This is a genomic window from Zoogloea sp., from assembly GCF_041911615.1.
GTDB lineage: Bacteria > Pseudomonadota > Gammaproteobacteria > Burkholderiales > Rhodocyclaceae > Zoogloea.
In genome coordinates this window covers 1-19,313 of the sequence record NZ_JAYROR010000097.1, presented here as the reverse complement: position 1 = coordinate 19,313, position 19,313 = coordinate 1, and the positions used below count along the sequence as shown (strand labels likewise).

Here is a 19,313-nt window from a genome sequence, read left to right as displayed (position 1 = left end):
GCGACCTCACCCCAGCGCCGGGCTGGGCGGTAGCGCGCAGGCCGCGCGGTACTCCGCGGCGAGCCGCTCGCACAGCGCGGCGACCGGCGGCGCATCGTGGATCGTCGCCACCCCGTGGCCGGCGCTCCACACGTCCTTCCAGGCCTTCGCCTCGTCCGACAACGCCTTCAGCTTGCCCTTGCCGACGCCCTGCACCAGGTCTTCACGCCGGTGGCCGACCCGCTCCAGGCTCGGCCACAGAAAATTGGCGTTGGTGCCCGAAATGGCGTCGGTGTAGACGATATCGGCCGCCGTGCTGTCCACCACCATCTGCTTGTACGCCGGCTGGGCGCGGGATTCGCGGGTAGCGATGAAGCGCGTGCCGAGATAGGCCAGATCGGCGCCCAGCACCTCCGCCGCGCGGACCCCGTAGCCGTCGGAGATCGATCCGCCGAGGATCAGGGTGCCATCCCAGAACTCGCGGATCTCGCGTACCAGGCTGAACGCGCTCTGGGTGCCCGCATGGCCGCCGGCGCCTGCCCCCACCGCGATGATCCCGTCCACCCCGGCAGCGATGGCCTTCTTCGCGTGGTAGGCGTGGATCACGTCCGAGAAGACCAGCCCGCCGTAGCCGTGCACCGCCTCCACCACCTCGCCCGGATGACCGAGACTGGTGATCACGAAGGGCACGCGATGCTTGCACACCAGGGCGAGGTCGGGGCCGACGCGCGGGTTGGAGGCATGCAGGATCAGGTTCACCCCGAACGGCGCCACCGCCGCCGCCGGATCGGCCGCCCGCGCCGCGGCCAGGGTGGCGTTGATCTCGCCGAGCCAGGCGTCGAGCTCGTCGGACGAGCGGGCGTTGAGGGCCGGAAAACTCCCGGCAACCCCGCCCAGGCAGGTGGCGCTGACCAGCTCGGGGCCGGACACCAGAAACATCGGCGCGGCAATGACGGGAACGCGCAGGGCGCCCCGGAAGACGGAAGGCATGTTCATGAAGTCTCCTCGGTATTTTTTAGGGTGCAGCCGGCGTCAATCTAGCACCGTACGGAGGAGTATGGAAACCGCCCTACTCCCCCGCGGGCTCCTGCGCAGCCGGCTTGGGAGCCGACGGCTGGGCCGCTGGAGCAGGCCTGGCCGGCGCCGGCTTCGCGGCAGGTTTGGTGGGCGCCCTGGACGCCGCGGGCGACGGCGTCGGCGAGGTCGCGGGCAGGGCGCGGGTCGGCATCACCGGCGTGGCACCGGGCTCCATCAGCCACTCCGGCCTGTCGAGGGGGCCCTTGGCGCGCACCGGCACCGTCACATTGCGCAGGCTGCCCAGCACCGGCATGTCGGCCGGCGCCACCGCCAGCAGGGTGAAGCGCGTCGCCGCGTCGATGCTCGGGCCGGCGAAGCTCACGTCGATTCCGCCATTGAGCCCGAAGCTCGCGCTGCGTCCGAACACGTCGGTGCTGCGCGCGTGGCCTTCGCCCACCTGGAAGCTCGCCACCACCTCGCCCACCGGCGTCGACTCCGTTTCGCGATACGGGCGACGGCCCGGCTGACGGGCCAGGAAGGCGGCCTTCCATTCCTTCAAGGCCGCCGGGCCGTCGATGCCCCGCATCACGCCGTTGCGCAGGCGCAGACGCGCCTGCCCGGCGAGGGTGTCGCGCAGAGCGCCGAGGGTGTCGCCCTTGCCGCTCACGTCGACGAAGAAATTGAGCGTGCCGCTGGCGGCCTCGCGGCCGATGGCGTCGTTGAGCAGGGGACCGAGATTGGCGTTCTGCAGCCAGCCGCGCCACGCCAGGGCATTACCGTCGGCAGCCAGCGTGGCGGCGCCGTCGAGCGTACCGCCGTACAGCGCCACGCTGTAGGCCGGCACCACGAACCTGCCGCCATGCAGCGCGAACGGCAGCCGCAACCGTTCGAACTGAAGTCCACCGGCCGTCAGGCGCGCCACGCGCACCGCGCCGTCGGCATCCAGCCCCTGCAGGCCCGACAGATCGAAGCGGCTCGACGCATCGGGACTGCCCAGATAGCGGCCTACGTCGAGCCGGTCCACGTCCACATCGACGCCCACCGCGAGCGGCGTCAGGCGGGGCAGCGTCCAGGTGCCCTGCACGTGGCTGTCGTCCACCTGCAGGTCGAGCTTGCCCGCACCGCTGTCACGGGCCAGATCGAGCCGGCCGCCCGCCTTCAGCGCAATCTTGACCGGCGTCGCACCGGCGCGCGCCGGGGTCAGGGCCAGATCGCCGGCCAGCTGCGGAATCTCGAGTAGTCGCGCTTCACCTTGCCACTGGGCCGGACCGCCCAGCTTGCCGGTGAGGCGGCCGGCGGCGAGTTTCCAGTCGATGTCGGCCGCGAATTTATCCACCGCCAGCGCCGTCCCCTTGCCAGCCACGCCCGTCAGACGCGCGCGCACCTGGCCGCCCTGGCCCTTGCCGTCCACCCGCAGGCTCAGCTCGGCGGCGGCCGCCTCGGGACCGGCGGCGGCGAGAACCACCCGTGGCGCAGCAGCGCGCAGTTCGAGGGTGTCGCCGTCCGCGCGGGCCTTGCCGAGCACGCTGACGCCGCTCAGTTGCGGCGCCGCGTCGGGCGGCAGCGCCAGGTCGGCCACCGACAGCGCCAGGTCGACGCCCGGCCTTCCGGCCAGCGCGCCCTTCACCTCCAGATGCAGGTTGCGCGCCTGCTGCCCGGCGTCGCCATCGAAGCGGTAGGCGGTTTCGAGCTCGACGCGGGCATCGACCATCGGCGTAGCCTGGGTCAGCCGCGCGGCCAGTTCGAGTCGTCCATCGGCCTTGCGCGCCAGCCGGCCGCTCTCGAAGCGGATGTCGGACAGCGCGAAGTTGTTGCCCCCGGCCTCGTCGATCCAGGCCAGGGTACCGTTACGCAGGGCGATGCGGTCCACTTCGAGTTCGAGCGGGGCTTCGGCGGGCAGGCCGGCCAGCAGATCGGCGGCATTGAGCTTGCCGTCCTTGCCACGGCGCACGGCCACCCGCAGGCCGTCGAACTCGACCCGGTCGACGACCACCCGCTGGGCCAGCAAGGGCAGCAGGCGCACGCCGACCACGCCCTGCTCGAAGCCGAGGAATTCGCCGTCGCCGCTACGCCCCGACAGCGACGTGGCGGGCAGCCGCAGTTCGAGGCGGGGGAACATCGACAGGCTGGGCGGCGCGTCGAAACGCAGGCTGCGCTGGTAGCGCTGCTTGGCGAAATGGCTCAGCTCGGTGGCCAGCCGGCCGCCGTCGAAAGTCGCGTACAGGTAAAGTCCCCCGGTTGCGACCGCCGTGCTGAGGCCGCCCAGGGCAAATGCCAGGTACTTGAGGTATTTGAAACGCATGTCCGGAGAACCCACGATTCCGTGACCGCGATCTTAACCCAGGCGCCGCCTCAGCCCGAAACGGGCACTGTGGCGACACCACGCAGGGGCAAGCGCAGTTCGAAGGTGCTGCCCTCGCCGAGGGTGCTGGTGACGTTGATGCTGCCGCCGTGGCGTTCGGCCACGGTCTTGACGATCAGCAGGCCCAGGCCGACGCCGGTGGGCTTGTCGCGCCCTTCGTCGACGATCCGCGAAAAGCGCTTGAACAGCCGCGGCAACGCATCGGGCGGAATCCCCTCGCCCTGGTCGCGCACGCGGATCACCCAGTCCTGCCCTTCGGCCGACAGGCTCGCCGACACCGTGCTGTTGGCCGCACCGTACTTGATGGCGTTGGTGAGCAGATTGATCACCGCGCGGCGCAGCAGCGAGAAGTCGCCGCGCACGATGGCTTCCTCGGTCTCGGCATCGCGGGTATCCACGTCGATCCGGATGCCGCGGGCGTGGGCTTGCGGCCACACCTCGTCGGCGGCCGAATCGACCAGGCCGGCGAGGTCGAGCTCGACGAAGTCCTTCGGGTCGGAGCCTTCGGCCCGCACCAGACGGAACAGGCCGTCGGCCAGTTCCAGCGCCGACTTGGCGTAACGGGCGATGCGCGGGATCTGTGCGACCTGCTCGGCCGGATCGCCGCGGTAACCGTCGATCAGGGTCAGGATCGAGGCCAGCGGGGCGCGCAGATCGTGGGAGAGGAAGTGCATTGTGTCCTCGCGGCTGCGCTGGGCCTCGTGCATCATCGTCACGTCGGCGAGGCCGATCACGCGGCCCGGCCGACCACTCGATTCGGTGACCAGGTCGGCCACCGAGACCAGCAGGTAGCGCTTCTTGTCCGGCGTCAACTCGAACTGGCGGATGCCGGCAAAGCCCGACAGATCGGGCAGGCCCCCGCGCATCGGCACGTAGACCGGCCACGGCAGCTCGCGCAGCGCCGCCAGCAGGGCGTCGCTGCGGAAGGCGCGCAGCAGGTGGCGGGCGCGCTCGTTGTGCAGGATCACCCGGTCCATCTGGTCGATCACCACCACCCCGATGGGCAGGTGTTCCAGCGTGTCGGCAATGAAACGGCGCACGTCGCGCTGGTGCTGGGCCGCCTGGCGGACGATGCGGATGCGCTGCTCGAGCGGATCGGCGGCGGCGACGCCGTCGTTGGTCGGCGCGAGCCCGAGCGGCGAGCCTTCCCGTTCGAGGGCGACCAGTTCGGCGTCGAGGTAACGCTGGGCGGCCTCCAGGCGGCGCCAGCTCCACAGCGGATAGGCCAGCATGCAGCCCAGCACCGCCGACGCCGGCCCGAACCACCAGCCGCCCAGCTGCATCCCGAACCCCGCCAGGAGCAGGGCCAGGCTAGCCAGCGCGAACGAAGCCATCAGACCGGTGCGGGCGTCGGCGTAGAGCAGCACCAGCATCAGCGTCCCCACCAGCACCCCGGCGATCAACGCGGCGACCCACTGGGGCAGCGGAACGATCGCCGCGTCGTGCCGCAGTGCATCGAAGATGTTGGCCTGCACCTCGACCCCCGGCATCGGCCGGGACAGGCCGGAAGTGGGCGTCGGCACCGCGTCGGCCATGCCGGAGGCGGTGGCGCCCACCAGCAGCAGCTTGCCGCGCAAGGCCGCGGCCGGCACCTCGCCGTTGAGCACCGCACGGTAGGAATAATGGGCATACGTTCCCGGCGGCCCGGAGAACGGAATGCGCTGCCAGCCGGAGCGCTGCCAGTGCTGGTAATCGACCCCCTCGCCGAGCGGCGGCGGGGGATAGTTGCGCCGCGCCCTGGCGTCGGTGAGGCGCAGCAGGGCAAGGGCGAGCTGGGGATGCCGGGCGGCGCCGAAGCCCTCCCAGAGGTAAACGCTGCGGGCGATCCCGTCCGGATCGAACTCGACCTGATCGTGGCCAAGCGCCGCCGCGGCGCTGGCAAAGATCGGCAGGGGCAGCGCCTCGCCGCTGAGCGCCGCGCCGGTCACCGCCTGGCTCAGCGGCAGCACGACCCGGCCGTAATCGCGCATCGCCTTGGCGAGCAGCTGGTCGGCTTCCGGATCGTCGCGGCTGGGCGCATCGAACAGCACGTCGAGCGCCACCGCCGACGCCTCGACCTCGCGGGCACGGTCGATCAGCGCGGCGTGCACCCGCCGCGACCACGGCCAGCGCCCGATGCTGGCGAGGCTGGCGTCGTCGATGGAGACGATCACCACGTCTTCGCTCGGCGGTCGCGTCCAGGTGGACAGCACGGCGTCGTAGACCGTCTGGTCGATGCGCCACAGCCACCCCTCCATGGCCGCCGCCACCGCCAGCGACATGCACAGCAGGGTGACGGCCAGCCACTCGAGGGTGGGCCGGCGCAGGCTGCCTCCGCCGACGTGTCTCACGGATTCGGCGCGGCGGCTGCCGACAAGGACCACCAGGGCAGCACGAAGAAGTTGCGCAGGGTCTGGACGGCGGACCACGCGCTGGCACTGCCGTCCGGCTCGGTGCCGCGCACGCGCAGGTAGTAGGTGCCACGGGGCGGCGCCGGGATGGTCAGCGCGGCCTCGCCGATGCGTTGCTCGACCAGCAGGTCGGTGAACGCCGGATCGCGCGCCAGCTGGACATCGTAGATCTGACCATGGCTCTGCGGCCACGCAACGCGCAGGCGCTGGTTGAACTCGGACAGGCTGATCGGGCCGGGGGGCTGGCGCACCACCAGGGGCTGGCTGTCGCTCCACGGGCCGCGCTCGCCGCTGGCGCGCACGCTCGCCACGCGCCACTGGTAGCGGCCCGGCGCGAGCTGCGGATCGACGCTGCGGGCGTCCACGTCCTGATCGAACAGCGGAGCCTCGAAGCGCCCTTCGCTGGCCACCTGCACCCGATAGCGCGACGCCTCGGCGGCAGCCTGCCAGTGCATCTGCCCCGCCACCGCAACGGTCGGCTCGGGTGGCAACGGGCGCGCGCGGACCTCGAAACTGTGCACCGCGTCGAAACCTTCGAGCCCGGCTTCGTCGATGGCCCGCACGTGCAACCAGTAGCGGCCGTCGGGCAAGTCGACAAAGCGCGCCAGCGGCGCCTGGAAGACGCCGTCGGTGACGACATCGGCGAATCGGTTGTCGCGGGCGACCTGGGCACGGTAGCCGACCGCCTTGTCGACGGCCGCGAACGGCAGGCGCACCTCGATCCGCTCGAAGCGCGTCGGCAGCCCGGCCAACGACGGCGCCGGCAGCAATGCGCGCGGCGCCGGCACCGGCTGGCCCGCCTTGGCCACCAGCCCAAAGCCGGCCGGCAGGGCCTTCGCCGCGCCGCCGCCGGGGCCGGACGGACTGAAACGCACCTCGCCGCCGGTCACTTCGGCCTGGGCGGCCACGCCCGCATCGTCGGCGCCCACCCGGAACTCGGTACCCCGCACCGCCACCGAAGCGGTCGGCGTGCGGATCTGGTAGCGCGCCGCCGGGCCGCGCTGGGCCGCGACGGTGGTCTCGACACGGCCCCGCTCAAGGAAGACTTCGGTGTTCTGGCCGCCGAATCCGCGCACGCCATTGACCTTCTGCAGCCGCGCCGAACTCTGGGGCTGCACCGTCAGGCGTGATTCGTCCGGCATCAGCAGGGTCACGAAAGCGCCGGCATCGGTACGCAGCAGCGCGCCGGCCGGTACCTGTGCGTCGAGCGCGAGCGCCCGGCCATCGACGGTCACGCTGCCCTGCAGCGCGACGACCCGCGCCGTACGGGGTTCGATCCGCAGCCACGATTCGGGAATGCGCAGCGGCGCGCCGACGGGAATCCGCATCGGATCGACGAGCCGGTTGTGCAGCTTGAGCCCCTTCCAGCCGAAGGGCGCGGCGAGGAACTGCCGCTCGAGTCCGATCAGGGTGTCGCCTGCGCGGGTCGTGTATATGACTTCGAGATCCGACGCACCGGCGCCGCTCGCCGCCAGGGCGCTGGCGGCGACGGCCAGGATACGCAATGTGAGACAGACCACGGACAGTGTCTTTCGGTGGAGTTCGGTTGAATATATTAGTTTGCGGTCCGGGTCATGGTGCAAAACTTCGCAAACTCGCCCAGAACTTCGTCACGGCATGATAATTACGCAAACACCGCGCGCGCCGCGAATCATATGATTGGCGCGACACCTTGATTCTTCCCGTCAAGCTGCCGGAAAGCCCGAAGCTTTCAGTCAATCACCCTTTTCACTGCAATAAAGGAGCACCCATGAGCTTTATCCAGGAATTCAAAGAGTTTGCCATGAAGGGCAACGTCGTCGACCTCGCGGTCGGCGTGATCATCGGCGGTGCGTTCCAGAAGATCGTCGACTCCCTCGTCAAGGACATGCTGATGCCGGTCATCGGCAAGCTGCTCGGCGGCGTCGATTTCAAGCACCTCTACCTCAATCTCGGCGACAAGACCTACGAGACGATGGAAGCCGCCGAAAAAGCGGGCGCACCGCTGTTCAAGTACGGCATGTTCATCAACACCGTGATCGATTTCCTGATCGTGGCCATGGCCATTTTCGTGGCGATCAAGGCGATGAACAAGCTCAAGCGTAACGAGCCGGCACCGGTCGAGGAAGCGCCGGCCGAACCGGAAGACGTGAAGCTGCTGCGGGAAATCCGCGACGCGCTCAAGAAGTAAGCGCGGGAGAAACGGGGTTCCCGCCCGGGAACCCCGCGAAACATCAGATCGGCGCGAGCACCGCGGTGCCGAGCGACGGCGATTCGGACGGGTCGATCCGCTCCAGGCGGTAGCCGAAATTGTAGGTTGGCGTGAGCCGGAAGCCATTTTCCGGACGCAGGTTGAGCTTGCTGCGCACACGGCTGATGTGCGTATCGACGGTCCGTGTCGCCAGATCCGGGTTGCGCCCCCACACCGCCTCGAGCAGATGCCCGCGGGACAGCAGGCGCCCCAGGTTGCGGAACAGGAAGGCCGCCAGTTCGAATTCCTTGTCGGTCATCTCCACCACCACGCCATCGACGGTAAGCACCTTGCGGGCCAGATCGAAATTGTAGGGCGCCACCACCAGAGTCTGGTTGGTGCTGCGCGGCTGGGAGCGCCGCATCACCGCTTCGATGCGCGACAGCAGTTCGATGCGGCGCGGCGGCTTGATCAGATAATCGTCCGCCCCCGCACTGAACGCGTTGGCGATGTCCTCCTCGGCGTCGCGGGACGTGATGAAGATCGCCGGCGTATCGTTGCCGCGCTCTACGCGCAGCCAACGCAACACCTGCTCGCCGGTGAGATCGGGCAGCACCCAATCCACCAGGAAAAGATCGAAACTTTCACGGCTCGCAACGCGCATCAATTCGCGGGCCAGTCCGAAACCATGCACATCGTGCCCGGCTTCCCTCAGCCAGCCCGTCAGGACTTCCATCTGGGCCGGATCGTCTTCGAGAATAGCGAATCGCACGCTGGTCTACCTTTATCGAGAAATTAAGCACGCCCATCCACAACCACGCCGCCCTTCATTTGCCGCCAATTCCGGCCCAGGCGTTTACGCGTAGTCACCCACATAAGGATTGCTTTCACGTTCCTCGCCGAAATCGGACATCGGCCCATGGCCGGGAATGAAAGCCACATCCTTGCCCAGCGGCCAGAGCTTGTGACGGATGGAATTCACGAGCGTGGCGTGATTTCCCTTAGGGAAATCGGTACGGCCGATTGAACCGGCAAAAAGCACATCACCGACCACCGCGAGGCGGGCGGCTGAACTGAAAAACACCACATGCCCCGGCGTGTGCCCGGGACAATGCAACACATCAAGGCTTTCCTCGCCGATGCGGACCACGTCACCATCGACGAGCCAGCGGTCGGGCGTGAACGTCTCGACCTGCGGGAAACCGAACATCTTGCTCTGCTGCGGCAGGGCATCGATCCAGAAACTGTCCTGGCGCTCCGGACCTTCGATCCGGACGCCGAGACGTCGCGCCAGTTCGGCGGTACCGCCGGCATGGTCGATGTGGCCGTGGGTGAGCAGGATCTTGTCTACCTTCAGGCTCAGCCGATCGATTTCGGCGACGATGCGATCCACATCACCGCCCGGGTCGACCACCGCGGCCTGATGCGTTGCATCACACCACAGCAGGGAGCAGTTCTGTTCGAACGGCGTGACAGGGACGATCTTGTATCGGAGCATGGTCAGCGTCTGGCGCCGCGGCGGGATTCAAAAGAAGCTCGAATGCGCTTTGGCTACCTGATATTCAATACCGGTTCATGAATGCCTTACGTGGGGCAAAGTTTATCACGCACCAAATCGGTGGCTATGAACCTTGTCGTCTCCCTGCGCCCAATCGCCCCACCTGACACTCTTGTTTTCATTCCCCGGCAATTCCAAAGAATGCAAATGTCAGAATTCCTTGCATGAATCGTCATCCGGTTCTTTTTTCATCTCCCCGGAAATCCAGTCTGGCAAAGGAAATCGGCACGATGGTGCCAAAAAGGTGAATTACACCCACGCAAGATTTTGAAATATGCCAAATAGAAACACCCCGAATTCGGGGCGAAAAAACCCCGACGCGATCGCGCATCGATCAGGGTTGGACCGGGAGACTTCCGCGGGGGGTGGTGAGGGCGATGTAGCGGACGCGATCGAGTTCGAAGCGCTTGCGGATCGCCTCGATCTCCTTCTTCTTGGCAGCGATCACCGAACCCTGGTTCGAGAGTTCGCTGTCGGATTCGCGCAGCGCATTCTGCAGGGCGGCCGGCATCGTGCGCTTCTGGTAAAACTCCGCCTCGCGGTTGAGGCTTTCGCGCTTTTTCAGGAGCTGGGCCTGGCGGGCCTCGGCCTGTTTGAGATCGACATCCACGCTGGCCACCGCGCGGTCGCGGCGGGCGTCGATGTCGGCCACGCTCGAATAGGTTTCGAGCAGCGACTGGTTGCGACGCATCTCGGCGCGCTGACGTTCGATTTCGGCCTTGCGGGCGCGCTCCTCGGCCTCTCGTCGGGCGAACTGCTCGGGCGTCAGCGGCGGCTCGACCATGCGTCGCACCGTACCCTGCGGCGACATTTCCCGGTAGCCCTTGCCGTAGCACTGCATCGGCAGCACGTCGCCGCAGATCTGATGCCCGTTGTCCATGCAGCAGAAGACCGCACCTTTCCCCGGCGTCTGGGCCCACGCGGGCACGCAGACCCACAGGGCAAGGGCGAGGGCGCTTCGTCGCATCGAGTCAGCTTTCCGCCGCGACGCCGTAGGTTTCGCGATAACGCTGGACAGCCTCGAGATTGGCGGCCAGCGCCGGACTGTCGTGCAGATAGCCGATCAGATCCTGCAGCGACGCCACCGCGAGCACCGGAATACCGTAGGCCTCGCGCACTTCCTGCACCGCCGACAGGCGGCCGGTGCCGCGCTCCATGCGGTCGAGGGCGATCACCACCGCCGACGGCGTGGCGCCATGGGCACGAATGATCTCGACCGATTCGCGCACCGAGGTGCCCGCCGAGATCACATCGTCGAGGATCGCCACGCGGCCGGCCAGCGGCGCGCCGACCAGCGTGCCACCTTCGCCGTGATCCTTGGCTTCCTTGCGGTTGAAGCAGAACGGCAGGTTGTGGCCATGCTCGGCCAGACGCATCGCCGTGCCGGCCACCAGCGGAATGCCCTTGTAGGCTGGTCCGAACAGCATGTCGCAGGGCAGCTCGGCCGCGACCAGGGTGCGCGCGTAGAAATCGCACAGCTGTCCGAAGGACGCCCCGTCGTTGAAAAGCCCCGCGTTGAAGAAATAGGGCGAGAGCCGCCCGGCCTTGGTGACGAACTCCCCAAACCTCAGCACGCCCTTGTCACAGGCGAGCTCGATGAAATCGCGGCTAAAATTCACGTTATTTCCAAGAATCGGACCAAGTTACACAAAATGTTACGCGTCGTGACCGTCAACCTCAACGGCATCCGCTCAGCGAGCGTGAAAGGGTTCCTCCCGTGGCTCGGGCGCCAGAATGCCGACGTCGTGTGCCTCCAGGAGCTCAAGGCGCAGGTGTCAGACCTGACGCCGGAAATGAGCAAGCCGGGCATTTTCACCGGATACTTCCACTGCGCTGTTAAAAAAGGTTACAGCGGCGTCGGCATCTACACCCGCATCGCACCCGACCGCATCGTCGAAGGCATCGGCGACGCCGAGTTCGACGCCGAAGGCCGCTATCTGCAGGCCGATTTCGGCAACTTGTCGATCATCTCCCTGTACCTGCCGTCCGGCTCAAGCTCAGAGGAGCGCCAGGCCGCCAAGTTCCGTTTCATGTCGTTATTCATGCCGCACATGGCCAGTCTGCGCGCCAGCGGCCGCGACGTGATCATCTGCGGCGACTGGAACATCGCCCATCAGGCCATCGACCTGAAGAACTGGCGCTCCAATCAGAAGAATTCCGGCTTCCTGCCCGAAGAGCGCGCCTGGATCGGCCAACTGCTCGACGAGCAAGGCTGGGTGGACACCTATCGCCGCCTCCATCCCGACGCCACCGACGCCTGTTACACCTGGTGGTCGAACCGCGGCCAGGCCTGGGCAAAGAACGTCGGCTGGCGCCTCGACTACCAGATCGCCACGCCCGAGCTCGGCGAGCGGGCGATCCGCAGCGCGGTTTACAAGGACGAACGCTTCAGCGACCACGCGCCACTCACCGTCGACTACGACCACCCCTTCGGCGAATGACGCATGGGTGCTATTGACGACTGGGCAAGGCCCGCAATTCAATAGCATTTGACCATCAACGTCCAGGCTTCGATACATTTTACCAATCGTCCGCCGCGCCACACCCGGACGGTGCCGAGGCAAGCCGCTGTCGGCGTAATCCGACAGCATGACGCGGCACCCGCGAATTGCCTTCGGGAACGATTGGGATTAGCCTAGGTCTGGATTTAGTAGTGGCTGCCGCAACCGGCGGCCCGCCTGCTTTCAAGCAGCTTCAATCGCCACAAAAACTGGAGAACACCATGAGCGACGCACAAGTGACCAAGGACAAACTCGTTTCCGACTTCAAGGCCGTGGTGGCCGACACCGAAGAGCTGCTCAAGCTCACCGCCGGCCAGGCCGGCGACAAGGTCGCCGACGTGCGCGTTCGCCTGGGCGAAAAGCTCACCTCCGCCAAATACAAGCTGCAGGATCTGGAGGCTGCCGTCGTCGAGAAGACCAAGGCCGCCGCACGCGCCACCGACGACTACGTGCACGAGAACCCCTGGAAAGCGGTCGGCGTCGCCGCCGGCGTCGGCTTCCTGCTCGGCCTGCTGGTCAACCGTCGCTAAGCGCGAACCGAAATGAGCGCCCCCGCGCCCACCCGCCTCGGCGAATCCCTCAAGGGCTTCGTCGAGTCCGGGCTTGGCACCGTCCAGACCCGGCTCGAGCTGTTCGCCGTCGAACTCAAGGAAGAAAAGCTGCGTGCCGGCAGCTTCCTCTTCGACACCGTGCTGGCGGCGCTCTTCGTCGGCTTCGGCATCGTGTTCCTGATGGCCTTCCTCACGGTGCTGTTCTGGGACAGCCATCGGCTGCTTGCCCTCGGGATGGCAACCACCGGGCTGTTCCTCGCCGGCATCTGGGCGGCCACCCGTGCAGCGGCCCGCCTGCGCGCCGGCTCGCGCCTGTTTGCCGCCAGCCTCGCCGAGATTGCCCAGGACCGCGAGGCCCTGCGCCGCAAAGAATGAATCCCGAACTCGTCCAGCTCGCCCTGCACAAGCAGCGCCTGCAGCTGCGCAGCGCCGACCAGCGCGCCGCCCTCGTGCATCACGCCCAGGTGTTCACGCCGGCCTTTCGCGGCGTCGACCGCGTCATCGACGGCGTGCGCTGGGCCCGCGACCACGCGCCGCTGCTCACCGGCGTCAGCCTGTTCGTGCTGGTGGCGCGACCACGCGCCGCGCTGCGCTGGGCGCGGCGCGGGTGGCTGGGTTTCCAGCTCGTGCGCCGCGTCCGCAACCTCCTCCCCTGACCACCCGCCGATGAACACCGTCGACCTCGACGAAATCCGCCGCGTCCACGAAGAAGCCGACTGCCTCTGCGACGCCACCGAAGTCGACGCCGCCCTCACCCGCCTCGCCTCCGACATCACCGCCCGTCTGCACGACCGCAATCCGCTGATCTACGCGGTCATGAACGGTGGTCTGGTGCTCGCCGGCCGGCTGCTGCCGCGGCTGCCGTTTCCCCTCGAACTGTCCTACCTGCACGCCACCCGCTACGGCCACGCGCTGCAGGGCACCCTGCTCGACTGGCGCGTGCGTCCCACCCACGACCTGCGCGGACGCACCATCCTGGTCCTCGACGACATCCTCGACGAAGGCCATACCCTCGCCGCCATCATCGACTACCTCAAGGCCGAAGGCGCCCGCGAAGTCTTCTCGGCGGTGCTGGTCCACAAGACCCACGCGCGCAAGGCCTACACCGGCATGCGCGCCGACTTCACCGGGCTCGACGTGGCCGACCGCTTCCTGTTCGGCAGCGGCATGGACTACAAGGGCTACTGGCGCAACGCCCCCGGCATCTACGCCCTCAAGGGTCACTGAGGGTCACACCAGCGCGCGTCAGCGCCGGTGGATCAGTGCCTCCATCACCCCCCGCCAGGCACGCTCTGCCTCGGCACCGGCCCCTGCGAAAACCTGCTCCAGCATCGCCATCTGGGTGCCCGACAGCTCCCCCTCCAGCGCCACGCCAGCCGCAGTGAGGGTGAGCCGCTTCATGCGTCGGTCGATCGGGTCCGCCGCAGCCTCGACGAGACCCGACTCCACCAGCTGACGCAGCGGTGCGTTGAGCGCCTGCTTGCTCACCCCCAGTACGCTCAGCAGGGTCGTCACCGTCGCGCCCGGGTTGCGCCCGACGAAATACAGCACCCGGTGATGCACCCGGCCGAGCCCGCGCGCCGCCAGGATCTCGTCCGGCGGCGCGGTGAAGGCGCGATAGGCGAAGAAGAACTGCTCGATGGCGGCACGCAATGCGGCCTGACGATTTAGGTCAATCATGTTGACTTTTCTACGGGAGAGGACGACGATGAGGATTCATTAGGTCAATATTATTGACCTATTTAACCCGTTTAGCCAGGAGAATCTTCATGTCGCCCAGCCCGCTTCCGCTCTCCCTCTCCGACCGCGTGCGCGACCTGCACCCGTCGCCGATCCGGGAGATCCTTGCGGTCGTCAGCCGGCCCGGCATGATCTCCTTCGCCGGCGGCCTGCCCGCCGCCGAAACCTTTCCCGATTTCGGTCTCGCCGCCCCCGTCGAAGCCCTGCAGTACGGCCCCTCCGAAGGCGATCCGGCCCTGCGCGCGCGCATCGCCGACGAACTCGCCGCCCTCGGCCTCGACGCCGCGCCGGAGCGGGTGCTGGTGCTGTCCGGCTCCCAGCAGGGCATCGACCTGGTCGGCAAACTGTTCATCGACGCCGGCACCCCCGTCGCGGTCGAATCGCCCACCTACCTCGCCGCGCTGCAGGTGTTCCGCTTCTTCGGCGCACGCTTCACCCCGTTCGCGCCCGAAACCCTCGACGCCGCCACCCTGCGCGAGGCCGGCACCGCCTTCGCCTACGCGATCCCGACCTTCCAGAACCCCACCGGGCGCTGCTACAGCGCCACCGAACGGGCCGCCCTGGCCGACGCCTGCCGGCAATCCGGCGTGCCCCTTTTCGAGGACGATCCCTACCGCGATCTGGTGTACGACGCCTGCGCACGCCGTCCGGTCTGCGCCGAACTCGCCGGCAGCCGCTGGATCTACCAGGGCTCCTTCTCCAAGAGCCTGGCGCCCGGCCTGCGCCTGGGCTTCCTGGCCGCCTCGGCCGAGCTGTTCACGCCCCTGGTGCGCCTCAAGCAGGCGGCCGACCTGCACAGCAACCGGCTCAGCCAGTGGCTGGTGCTGCAGCAGCTCGAATCGCCCGCCCGCCCGGCGCGCCTCGCGCGGCTGGCCGATTTCTATCGCGCCCGCCGCGACGTCTTTGCGGCCGCCCTCGACCGCCATTTCGGCGCCCTGGCCGACTGGCAGACGCCCGCCGGCGGGCTGTTCTTCTGGCTGCGCCTGAAGCGCGTCGTCGACACCCGCGCGCTGCTGCCGGCCGCCATCGAACGGGGCGTCGCGTTCATGCCGGGCGAGGCCTTTTACCCCGACGACCCGGCCGCCACCGGCACCCTGCGCCTCAACTTCAGCCACGCCGGCGAGGCCGAGATCGAGCGCGGCCTGGCGATCCTCGCCGAACTGGTCGCCACCGCGCGCTGACGTCAGCCGCCGCCGTCGGACGGCCCGACCATCGCCTCGGGCCGCACCCAGGCGTCGAAATCCTCCGCCGTCACGGCACCGAGCGCCAGCGCCGCCTCGCGCAGCGTCTGGCCGGTGCGGTGGGCGTGCTTGGCCACCGCCGCCGCGCGGTCGTAGCCGATGTGCGGGCTCAGTGCCGTCACCAGCATCAGCGAGCGGGCCACCAGTTCGGCGACGCGCACCCGATCCACCTCGATACCGCGGGCGCAGTGGACGTCGAAGCTCGCCATCGCATCGGCCAGCAGGCGCACGCTGCCGAGGAAATTATGGGCAATCAGCGGCTTGAAGACGTTCAGCTCGAAATTGCCCGACGCCCCGCCGACGGTGATCGCCACGTCGTTGCCGAACACCTGGCAGCACACCATCGTCAGCGCCTCGCACTGGGTCGGATTCACCTTGCCGGGCATGATCGAGCTGCCCGGTTCGTTCTCGGGGATGCGCAGTTCGCCAAGCCCGGAGCGCGGCCCCGAGGCGAGCCAGCGCACGTCGTTGGCGAGCTTCAGCAGCGCCGCGGCGAGGGTTTTCAGCGCTCCGTGGGCCGCCACCAGCGCCTCGTGCCCGGCCAGCGCGGCAAACTTGTTGGGCGCGCTGACGAACGGCTGACCACGGCGCGCAGCCAGCTCCGCCGCCACCCGCGGGCCGAAATCCGCCGGCGCGTTGAGCCCGGTGCCCACCGCCGTGCCGCCGATGGCCAGCTCGCAGACCGCCGGCAAGGTGGCGACGACGGCTCGCCGCGCCAGCCCGAGCTGCGCCACCCAGCCGGACATGGCCTGCCCGACGGTCAGCGGCGTGGCGTCCTGCAGGTGGGTGCGGCCGATCTTCACCACGTCGGCGAACGCCGTCGCCTGGGCCGCCAGGGTCGCCGTCAGCGCGTCGAGCGCCGGCAGCAGCGCACCGTCCAGTTCCCCCATCGCCGCCACGTGCATCGCGGTGGGAAACACGTCGTTGGACGACTGGCCGAGATTCACGTGATCGTTGGGATGCACCCGCCGGCCGGCGCCACGGGTGCCGCCGAGCAGCTCGGCGGCGCGATTGGCGAGCACTTCGTTTGCGTTCATGTTGCTCTGGGTGCCCGAGCCGGTCTGCCACACCGACAGCGGAAAGGCCTCGGCGTGGGCGCCCGCCAGCACCTCGTCGGCGGCCGCCACGACGGCGCGGGCGAACTCGGCCGACAGCAGGCCAAGTTCGCCATTGACCACCGCGCAGGCGCGCTTGACCTCGACCAGCGCCCTGACCAGCGGCACCGGCAGACGCTCGGTGGAGATCGCGAAGTGGGCGAGGGAACGCTGGGTCTGGGCGCCCCACAGGGCGTCGGCGGGCACCGCGATGGGGCCGAAAGCGTCGGACTCGGTTCGGGTGGGCTGGGCCATGACGATCTCCCGCAACGGGTGACTGATGGCCTGTGGGAGCGTGCGCGGGACGGTTTGGTTCCACCCCGCGCGTGACCGGGCGAACGCTAGCCGAGCAGCGCCGCCACCGCCGCCGGGTTCGACGGGAAGTAGAAATGCACGTAGGACGCGGTGATCGGCCCGTGGCGGTAGATCGCCTCGCCCTCCCGGCCGCCGAGCGAGGTGGCGCGCACCAGCGGCAGCAGCGGCGTCTCGCTCTTCGAGTAATGGAAGGTGTGCCCGCCGATCCGGCCTTCGGGCAGCTCGGCCACCTGGGTGCCCAGCGCGGCAAGGCGCGCCTGCATCACGGTGCGGCCCGGCAGCAGCGCGGCGCCCCGGTGGGTGACCCCGGCCTTGTCGGTGAGCGTCTCGAACAGGCTCATCATGCCGCCGCATTCGGCCAGGAGCGGCTTGCCGGCGGTCACGTGGGCCCGCAGGTCGGCCTGCCAGCGGGCATTGGCGGCGAGGGCGTCGGCGTGGAGTTCCGGGTAGCCGCCGGGCAGCCACAGGGCATCGCAGGCGGGCAAGGCGTCGCCGGCGAGCGGGGAGAAGAAGGCCAGCCGGGCGCCCAGGGCTTCGAGGGTGTCGAGGTTACCCGGGTAGATGAAACCGAAGGCCGCGTCGCGGGCGATGGCGACGGTGCGTCCGGCGAGCTGCGGGGCCACCTCGGGCAGCGGCGCGGCAGGGAAATCGACCGGCGGTGGCAGGCCGGCGGCACCAGTGCGGGCGAGGTGGTCGGCAAGGCGGTCGAGGCGGGCGTCCAGATCGGCGATCTCGGCGGCCTGGAGGATGCCCAGGTGCCGCTCGGGCAGCGCCGCGTCGGCGTCGCGGGGGATCGCGCCGTACCAGGCGATCGACGGCGGCAGGCAATCCTGCAACAGCCTGGCGTGGCCGTCGCTGCCCACGTGATTGGCGAGCACGCCCGAGAAGGGCAGGTCCGGCTGCCAGGTGGCAAGGCCGTGGGCGACGGCGGCGAAGGTCTGGGCCATGGCCTTGGCATCGATCACCGCCATCACCGGAATGCCGAAGCGGCGCGCGATGTCGGCGCCGGACGGCTGGCCGTCGAAGAGGCCCATCACCCCTTCGACGAGGATCAGGTCGGCCTCCTGCGCCGCGGCGTGGAGGCGCCAGGCAGCGTCCGCCTCACCGCACATGCCCAGGTCGAGGTTGTGCACCGGCGCACCGCTGGCGACGGCGTGGATCTGCGGGTCGAGGAAGTCGGGCCCGCACTTGAACACCCGCACCTTGCGCCCCTGGCGCACGTGGAGCCGGGCCAGCGCGGCAGTGACGGTGGTCTTGCCCTGACCGGACGAGGGCGCGGCGACGAACAGCGCCGGACAGCGCGCGACGGCGGGCGCGCTCATGCCGCGTCCTCCGGGTGGAACCACGCCAGGCGCGGCTGCAGGCCGACCACGTCGCCGACGATGATGAGCGCCGGCGGCGTGATGCCGGCGGCCTTCACGGCTTCGGGCAGCGTCGCCAGATCGGCGGTGACGACGCGCTGGGCACGGGTCGTGCCACGCCGCACCACCGCCGCCGGGGTGCTGGCCGGCAGGCCGTGGGCGACCAGTTCGGCGCAGATCGTGGGGAGCTGGGTGATGCCCATGTAGAACACCACGGTCTGCTTGCGGCGGGCCAGCATCGCCCAGTCGAGATCGACGCTGCCGTCCTTCAGGTGACCGGTGACGAAGATGCAGGCCTGGGCGAAATCCCGGTGCGTCAGCGGAATCCCCGCGTAGGCGCCGATGCCGGCCGCCGCGGTGATGCCGGGGATGACCTCGAAGGACACGCCGGCCTGGACCAGTTCCTCGACCTCTTCGCCGCCGCGCCCGAAGATGAACGGATCGCCGCCCTTCAGCCGCACCACCCGCTTGCCGAGGCGGGCCTGCTCGACAAGCAGCGCGTTGATGCCGGCCTGGGGCAGCGCATGGTTCGACGCCTTCTTGCCGACGTAGATGCGCTCGACGCCGGCCGGCACGCAGGCCATCACGTCCTGACCGACGAGGTTGTCGTACACCACCACGTCGGCCTCGAGGAGCAGGCGCGCGGCGCGCAGGGTCAGCAGCTCGGGATCGCCGGGGCCGGCACCGACAAGGTAGACCCAGCCCGGCCGGGCCGGCGCGTGGGTGCGGGGAAAGGCGGACTCGGACACGGCGAAGCTCCTGCGGATTGCGACGGTTTCAGTTGAGCGGCTTGCGCCACAGGGCCAGGCGTACCGGCGCGGCAGGGGCGAAACGCAGCCGCCCGGCGACGGTCTCGCCGCGGGACAGGCTCAGCTCCTGCCAGGCCTCGGCGGGCACCTGGGCAGCGAAGGCGAGCAGGTCGGCGCGGGCGTGGTCGTCCTCGGCGCTGGCCACCAGCCGTCCGCCCGGGGCGAGGCGCGCCCAGGCCGCGGCCAGCCAGTCCGACAGGCCGACGCCACCGCGCACGAACACCG

The 19,313-nt window shown here is 68.9% G+C and carries 20 protein-coding genes; 7 read left to right on the top strand and 13 right to left on the bottom strand.

The window, feature by feature from the left end; genetic code table 11:
• Window positions 1-6 precede the first annotated feature (6 nt).
• From ACE3P2_RS11765 to ACE3P2_RS11750, 4 genes are all read right to left on the bottom strand, one after another.
• Window positions 7-975 (bottom strand): NAD(P)H-dependent flavin oxidoreductase, encoded by a 969-nt coding sequence (locus ACE3P2_RS11765; RefSeq protein WP_374264634.1) that lies wholly within the window; start codon window positions 973-975, stop codon window positions 7-9.
• Window positions 976-1,048: 73 nt separating this feature from the next.
• Entirely contained in the window at window positions 1,049-3,298 is a 2,250-nt protein-coding gene (locus ACE3P2_RS11760; protein WP_374264632.1) for an AsmA family protein, read from the bottom strand.
• A 50-nt stretch (window positions 3,299-3,348) separates the two neighbouring features.
• Complete coding sequence (locus ACE3P2_RS11755) at window positions 3,349-5,688, bottom strand: CHASE2 domain-containing protein (RefSeq protein WP_374264630.1); 2,340 nt, start codon at window positions 5,686-5,688, stop codon at window positions 3,349-3,351.
• Entirely contained in the window at window positions 5,685-7,268 is a 1,584-nt protein-coding gene (locus tag ACE3P2_RS11750) for a FecR domain-containing protein (protein ID WP_374264628.1), read from the bottom strand. Before ACE3P2_RS11750 ends, ACE3P2_RS11755 begins: the two co-directional genes overlap by 4 nt.
• A gap of 230 nt (window positions 7,269-7,498) precedes the next feature.
• Between ACE3P2_RS11750 and mscL the strand changes: the two genes are divergently transcribed.
• On the top strand, window positions 7,499-7,918 hold the full coding sequence (gene mscL, locus ACE3P2_RS11745; protein WP_374264626.1) for a large conductance mechanosensitive channel protein MscL: 420 nt from the start codon (window positions 7,499-7,501) through the stop codon (window positions 7,916-7,918).
• Between the two features lie 43 nt (window positions 7,919-7,961).
• Here mscL and ACE3P2_RS11740 read toward each other — a convergent pair whose 3' ends face one another.
• The 4 genes from ACE3P2_RS11740 to pyrE form a co-directional block, all read right to left on the bottom strand.
• On the bottom strand, window positions 7,962-8,690 hold the full coding sequence (locus tag ACE3P2_RS11740) for a response regulator transcription factor (RefSeq protein ID WP_374264624.1): 729 nt from the start codon (window positions 8,688-8,690) through the stop codon (window positions 7,962-7,964).
• 84 nt (window positions 8,691-8,774) lie between these two features.
• Window positions 8,775-9,416 (bottom strand): MBL fold metallo-hydrolase, encoded by a 642-nt coding sequence (locus ACE3P2_RS11735; protein ID WP_374264622.1) that lies wholly within the window; start codon window positions 9,414-9,416, stop codon window positions 8,775-8,777.
• Between the two features lie 394 nt (window positions 9,417-9,810).
• Entirely contained in the window at window positions 9,811-10,443 is a 633-nt protein-coding gene (locus ACE3P2_RS11730) for a hypothetical protein (RefSeq protein ID WP_374264620.1), read from the bottom strand.
• 4 nt (window positions 10,444-10,447) lie between these two features.
• On the bottom strand, window positions 10,448-11,095 hold the full coding sequence (pyrE, locus tag ACE3P2_RS11725) for an orotate phosphoribosyltransferase (RefSeq protein ID WP_374264618.1): 648 nt from the start codon (window positions 11,093-11,095) through the stop codon (window positions 10,448-10,450).
• A gap of 33 nt (window positions 11,096-11,128) precedes the next feature.
• Between pyrE and ACE3P2_RS11720 the strand changes: the two genes are divergently transcribed.
• The 5 genes from ACE3P2_RS11720 to ACE3P2_RS11700 all read left to right on the top strand — a co-directional run bounded on the left by ACE3P2_RS11720 (window position 11,129) and on the right by ACE3P2_RS11700 (window position 13,755).
• Window positions 11,129-11,917, top strand: coding sequence for an exodeoxyribonuclease III (locus ACE3P2_RS11720; RefSeq protein ID WP_374264616.1), 789 nt, complete (start codon window positions 11,129-11,131; stop codon window positions 11,915-11,917).
• Between the two features lie 281 nt (window positions 11,918-12,198).
• On the top strand, window positions 12,199-12,507 hold the full coding sequence (locus ACE3P2_RS11715; protein ID WP_374264614.1) for a YqjD family protein: 309 nt from the start codon (window positions 12,199-12,201) through the stop codon (window positions 12,505-12,507).
• A gap of 12 nt (window positions 12,508-12,519) precedes the next feature.
• Entirely contained in the window at window positions 12,520-12,903 is a 384-nt protein-coding gene (locus ACE3P2_RS11710; protein ID WP_374264612.1) for a phage holin family protein, read from the top strand.
• A complete protein-coding gene (locus tag ACE3P2_RS11705) occupies window positions 12,900-13,184 on the top strand; it encodes a YqjK-like family protein (RefSeq protein ID WP_374264610.1) in 285 nt (94 codons plus the stop codon). The genes ACE3P2_RS11710 and ACE3P2_RS11705 overlap by 4 nt, the downstream gene beginning before the upstream one ends.
• Window positions 13,185-13,194: 10 nt before the next feature.
• Window positions 13,195-13,755: a hypoxanthine-guanine phosphoribosyltransferase gene (locus tag ACE3P2_RS11700; protein ID WP_374264608.1), complete on the top strand. Its 561-nt coding sequence runs from the start codon at window positions 13,195-13,197 to the stop codon at window positions 13,753-13,755.
• Window positions 13,756-13,773: 18 nt separating this feature from the next.
• Here ACE3P2_RS11700 and ACE3P2_RS11695 read toward each other — a convergent pair whose 3' ends face one another.
• Window positions 13,774-14,208: a MarR family winged helix-turn-helix transcriptional regulator gene (locus ACE3P2_RS11695; RefSeq protein WP_374264606.1), complete on the bottom strand. Its 435-nt coding sequence runs from the start codon at window positions 14,206-14,208 to the stop codon at window positions 13,774-13,776.
• A gap of 89 nt (window positions 14,209-14,297) precedes the next feature.
• On the opposite strand from ACE3P2_RS11695, the gene ACE3P2_RS11690 reads away from it, so the two are divergent.
• Window positions 14,298-15,449: a PLP-dependent aminotransferase family protein gene (locus ACE3P2_RS11690; RefSeq protein WP_374264604.1), complete on the top strand. Its 1,152-nt coding sequence runs from the start codon at window positions 14,298-14,300 to the stop codon at window positions 15,447-15,449.
• 2 nt (window positions 15,450-15,451) lie between these two features.
• On the opposite strand, the gene fumC is transcribed toward ACE3P2_RS11690, so the two are convergent.
• The 4 genes from fumC to ACE3P2_RS11670 form a co-directional block, all read right to left on the bottom strand.
• The gene (gene fumC / locus ACE3P2_RS11685) at window positions 15,452-16,858 is read right to left on the bottom strand and encodes a class II fumarate hydratase (protein ID WP_374264602.1); all 1,407 of its coding nucleotides are present in this window, start codon (window positions 16,856-16,858) and stop codon (window positions 15,452-15,454) included.
• A gap of 86 nt (window positions 16,859-16,944) precedes the next feature.
• Complete coding sequence (locus ACE3P2_RS11680) at window positions 16,945-18,240, bottom strand: cobyrinate a,c-diamide synthase (RefSeq protein WP_374264601.1); 1,296 nt, start codon at window positions 18,238-18,240, stop codon at window positions 16,945-16,947.
• Entirely contained in the window at window positions 18,237-19,028 is a 792-nt protein-coding gene (gene cobA / locus ACE3P2_RS11675) for a uroporphyrinogen-III C-methyltransferase (protein WP_374264599.1), read from the bottom strand. Before cobA ends, ACE3P2_RS11680 begins: the two co-directional genes overlap by 4 nt.
• A 28-nt stretch (window positions 19,029-19,056) precedes the next feature.
• Window positions 19,057-19,313 (bottom strand): hypothetical protein (locus ACE3P2_RS11670; RefSeq protein WP_374264597.1); only part of this gene is annotated, 257 nt, incomplete at its 5' end.

Bases quoted from the DNA above. Each gene is read 5' to 3' on its own strand.
- ACE3P2_RS11765 (WP_374264634.1), bottom strand. From the start codon at position 975: ATGAACATGCCTTCCGTCTTCCGGGGCGCCCTGCGCGTTCCCGTCATT.
- ACE3P2_RS11760 (WP_374264632.1), bottom strand. From the start codon at position 3,298: ATGCGTTTCAAATACCTCAAGTACCTGGCATTTGCCCTGGGCGGCCTC.
- mscL (WP_374264626.1), top strand. From the start codon at position 7,499: ATGAGCTTTATCCAGGAATTCAAAGAGTTTGCCATGAAGGGCAACGTC.
- ACE3P2_RS11735 (WP_374264622.1), bottom strand. From the start codon at position 9,416: ATGCTCCGATACAAGATCGTCCCTGTCACGCCGTTCGAACAGAACTGC.
- ACE3P2_RS11730 (WP_374264620.1), bottom strand. From the start codon at position 10,443: ATGCGACGAAGCGCCCTCGCCCTTGCCCTGTGGGTCTGCGTGCCCGCG.
- ACE3P2_RS11720 (WP_374264616.1), top strand. From the start codon at position 11,129: ATGTTACGCGTCGTGACCGTCAACCTCAACGGCATCCGCTCAGCGAGC.
- ACE3P2_RS11715 (WP_374264614.1), top strand. From the start codon at position 12,199: ATGAGCGACGCACAAGTGACCAAGGACAAACTCGTTTCCGACTTCAAG.
- ACE3P2_RS11710 (WP_374264612.1), top strand. From the start codon at position 12,520: ATGAGCGCCCCCGCGCCCACCCGCCTCGGCGAATCCCTCAAGGGCTTC.
- ACE3P2_RS11705 (WP_374264610.1), top strand. From the start codon at position 12,900: ATGAATCCCGAACTCGTCCAGCTCGCCCTGCACAAGCAGCGCCTGCAG.
- ACE3P2_RS11700 (WP_374264608.1), top strand. From the start codon at position 13,195: ATGAACACCGTCGACCTCGACGAAATCCGCCGCGTCCACGAAGAAGCC.
- ACE3P2_RS11695 (WP_374264606.1), bottom strand. From the start codon at position 14,208: ATGATTGACCTAAATCGTCAGGCCGCATTGCGTGCCGCCATCGAGCAG.
- ACE3P2_RS11690 (WP_374264604.1), top strand. From the start codon at position 14,298: ATGTCGCCCAGCCCGCTTCCGCTCTCCCTCTCCGACCGCGTGCGCGAC.
- fumC (WP_374264602.1), bottom strand. From the start codon at position 16,858: ATGGCCCAGCCCACCCGAACCGAGTCCGACGCTTTCGGCCCCATCGCG.
- ACE3P2_RS11680 (WP_374264601.1), bottom strand. From the start codon at position 18,240: ATGAGCGCGCCCGCCGTCGCGCGCTGTCCGGCGCTGTTCGTCGCCGCG.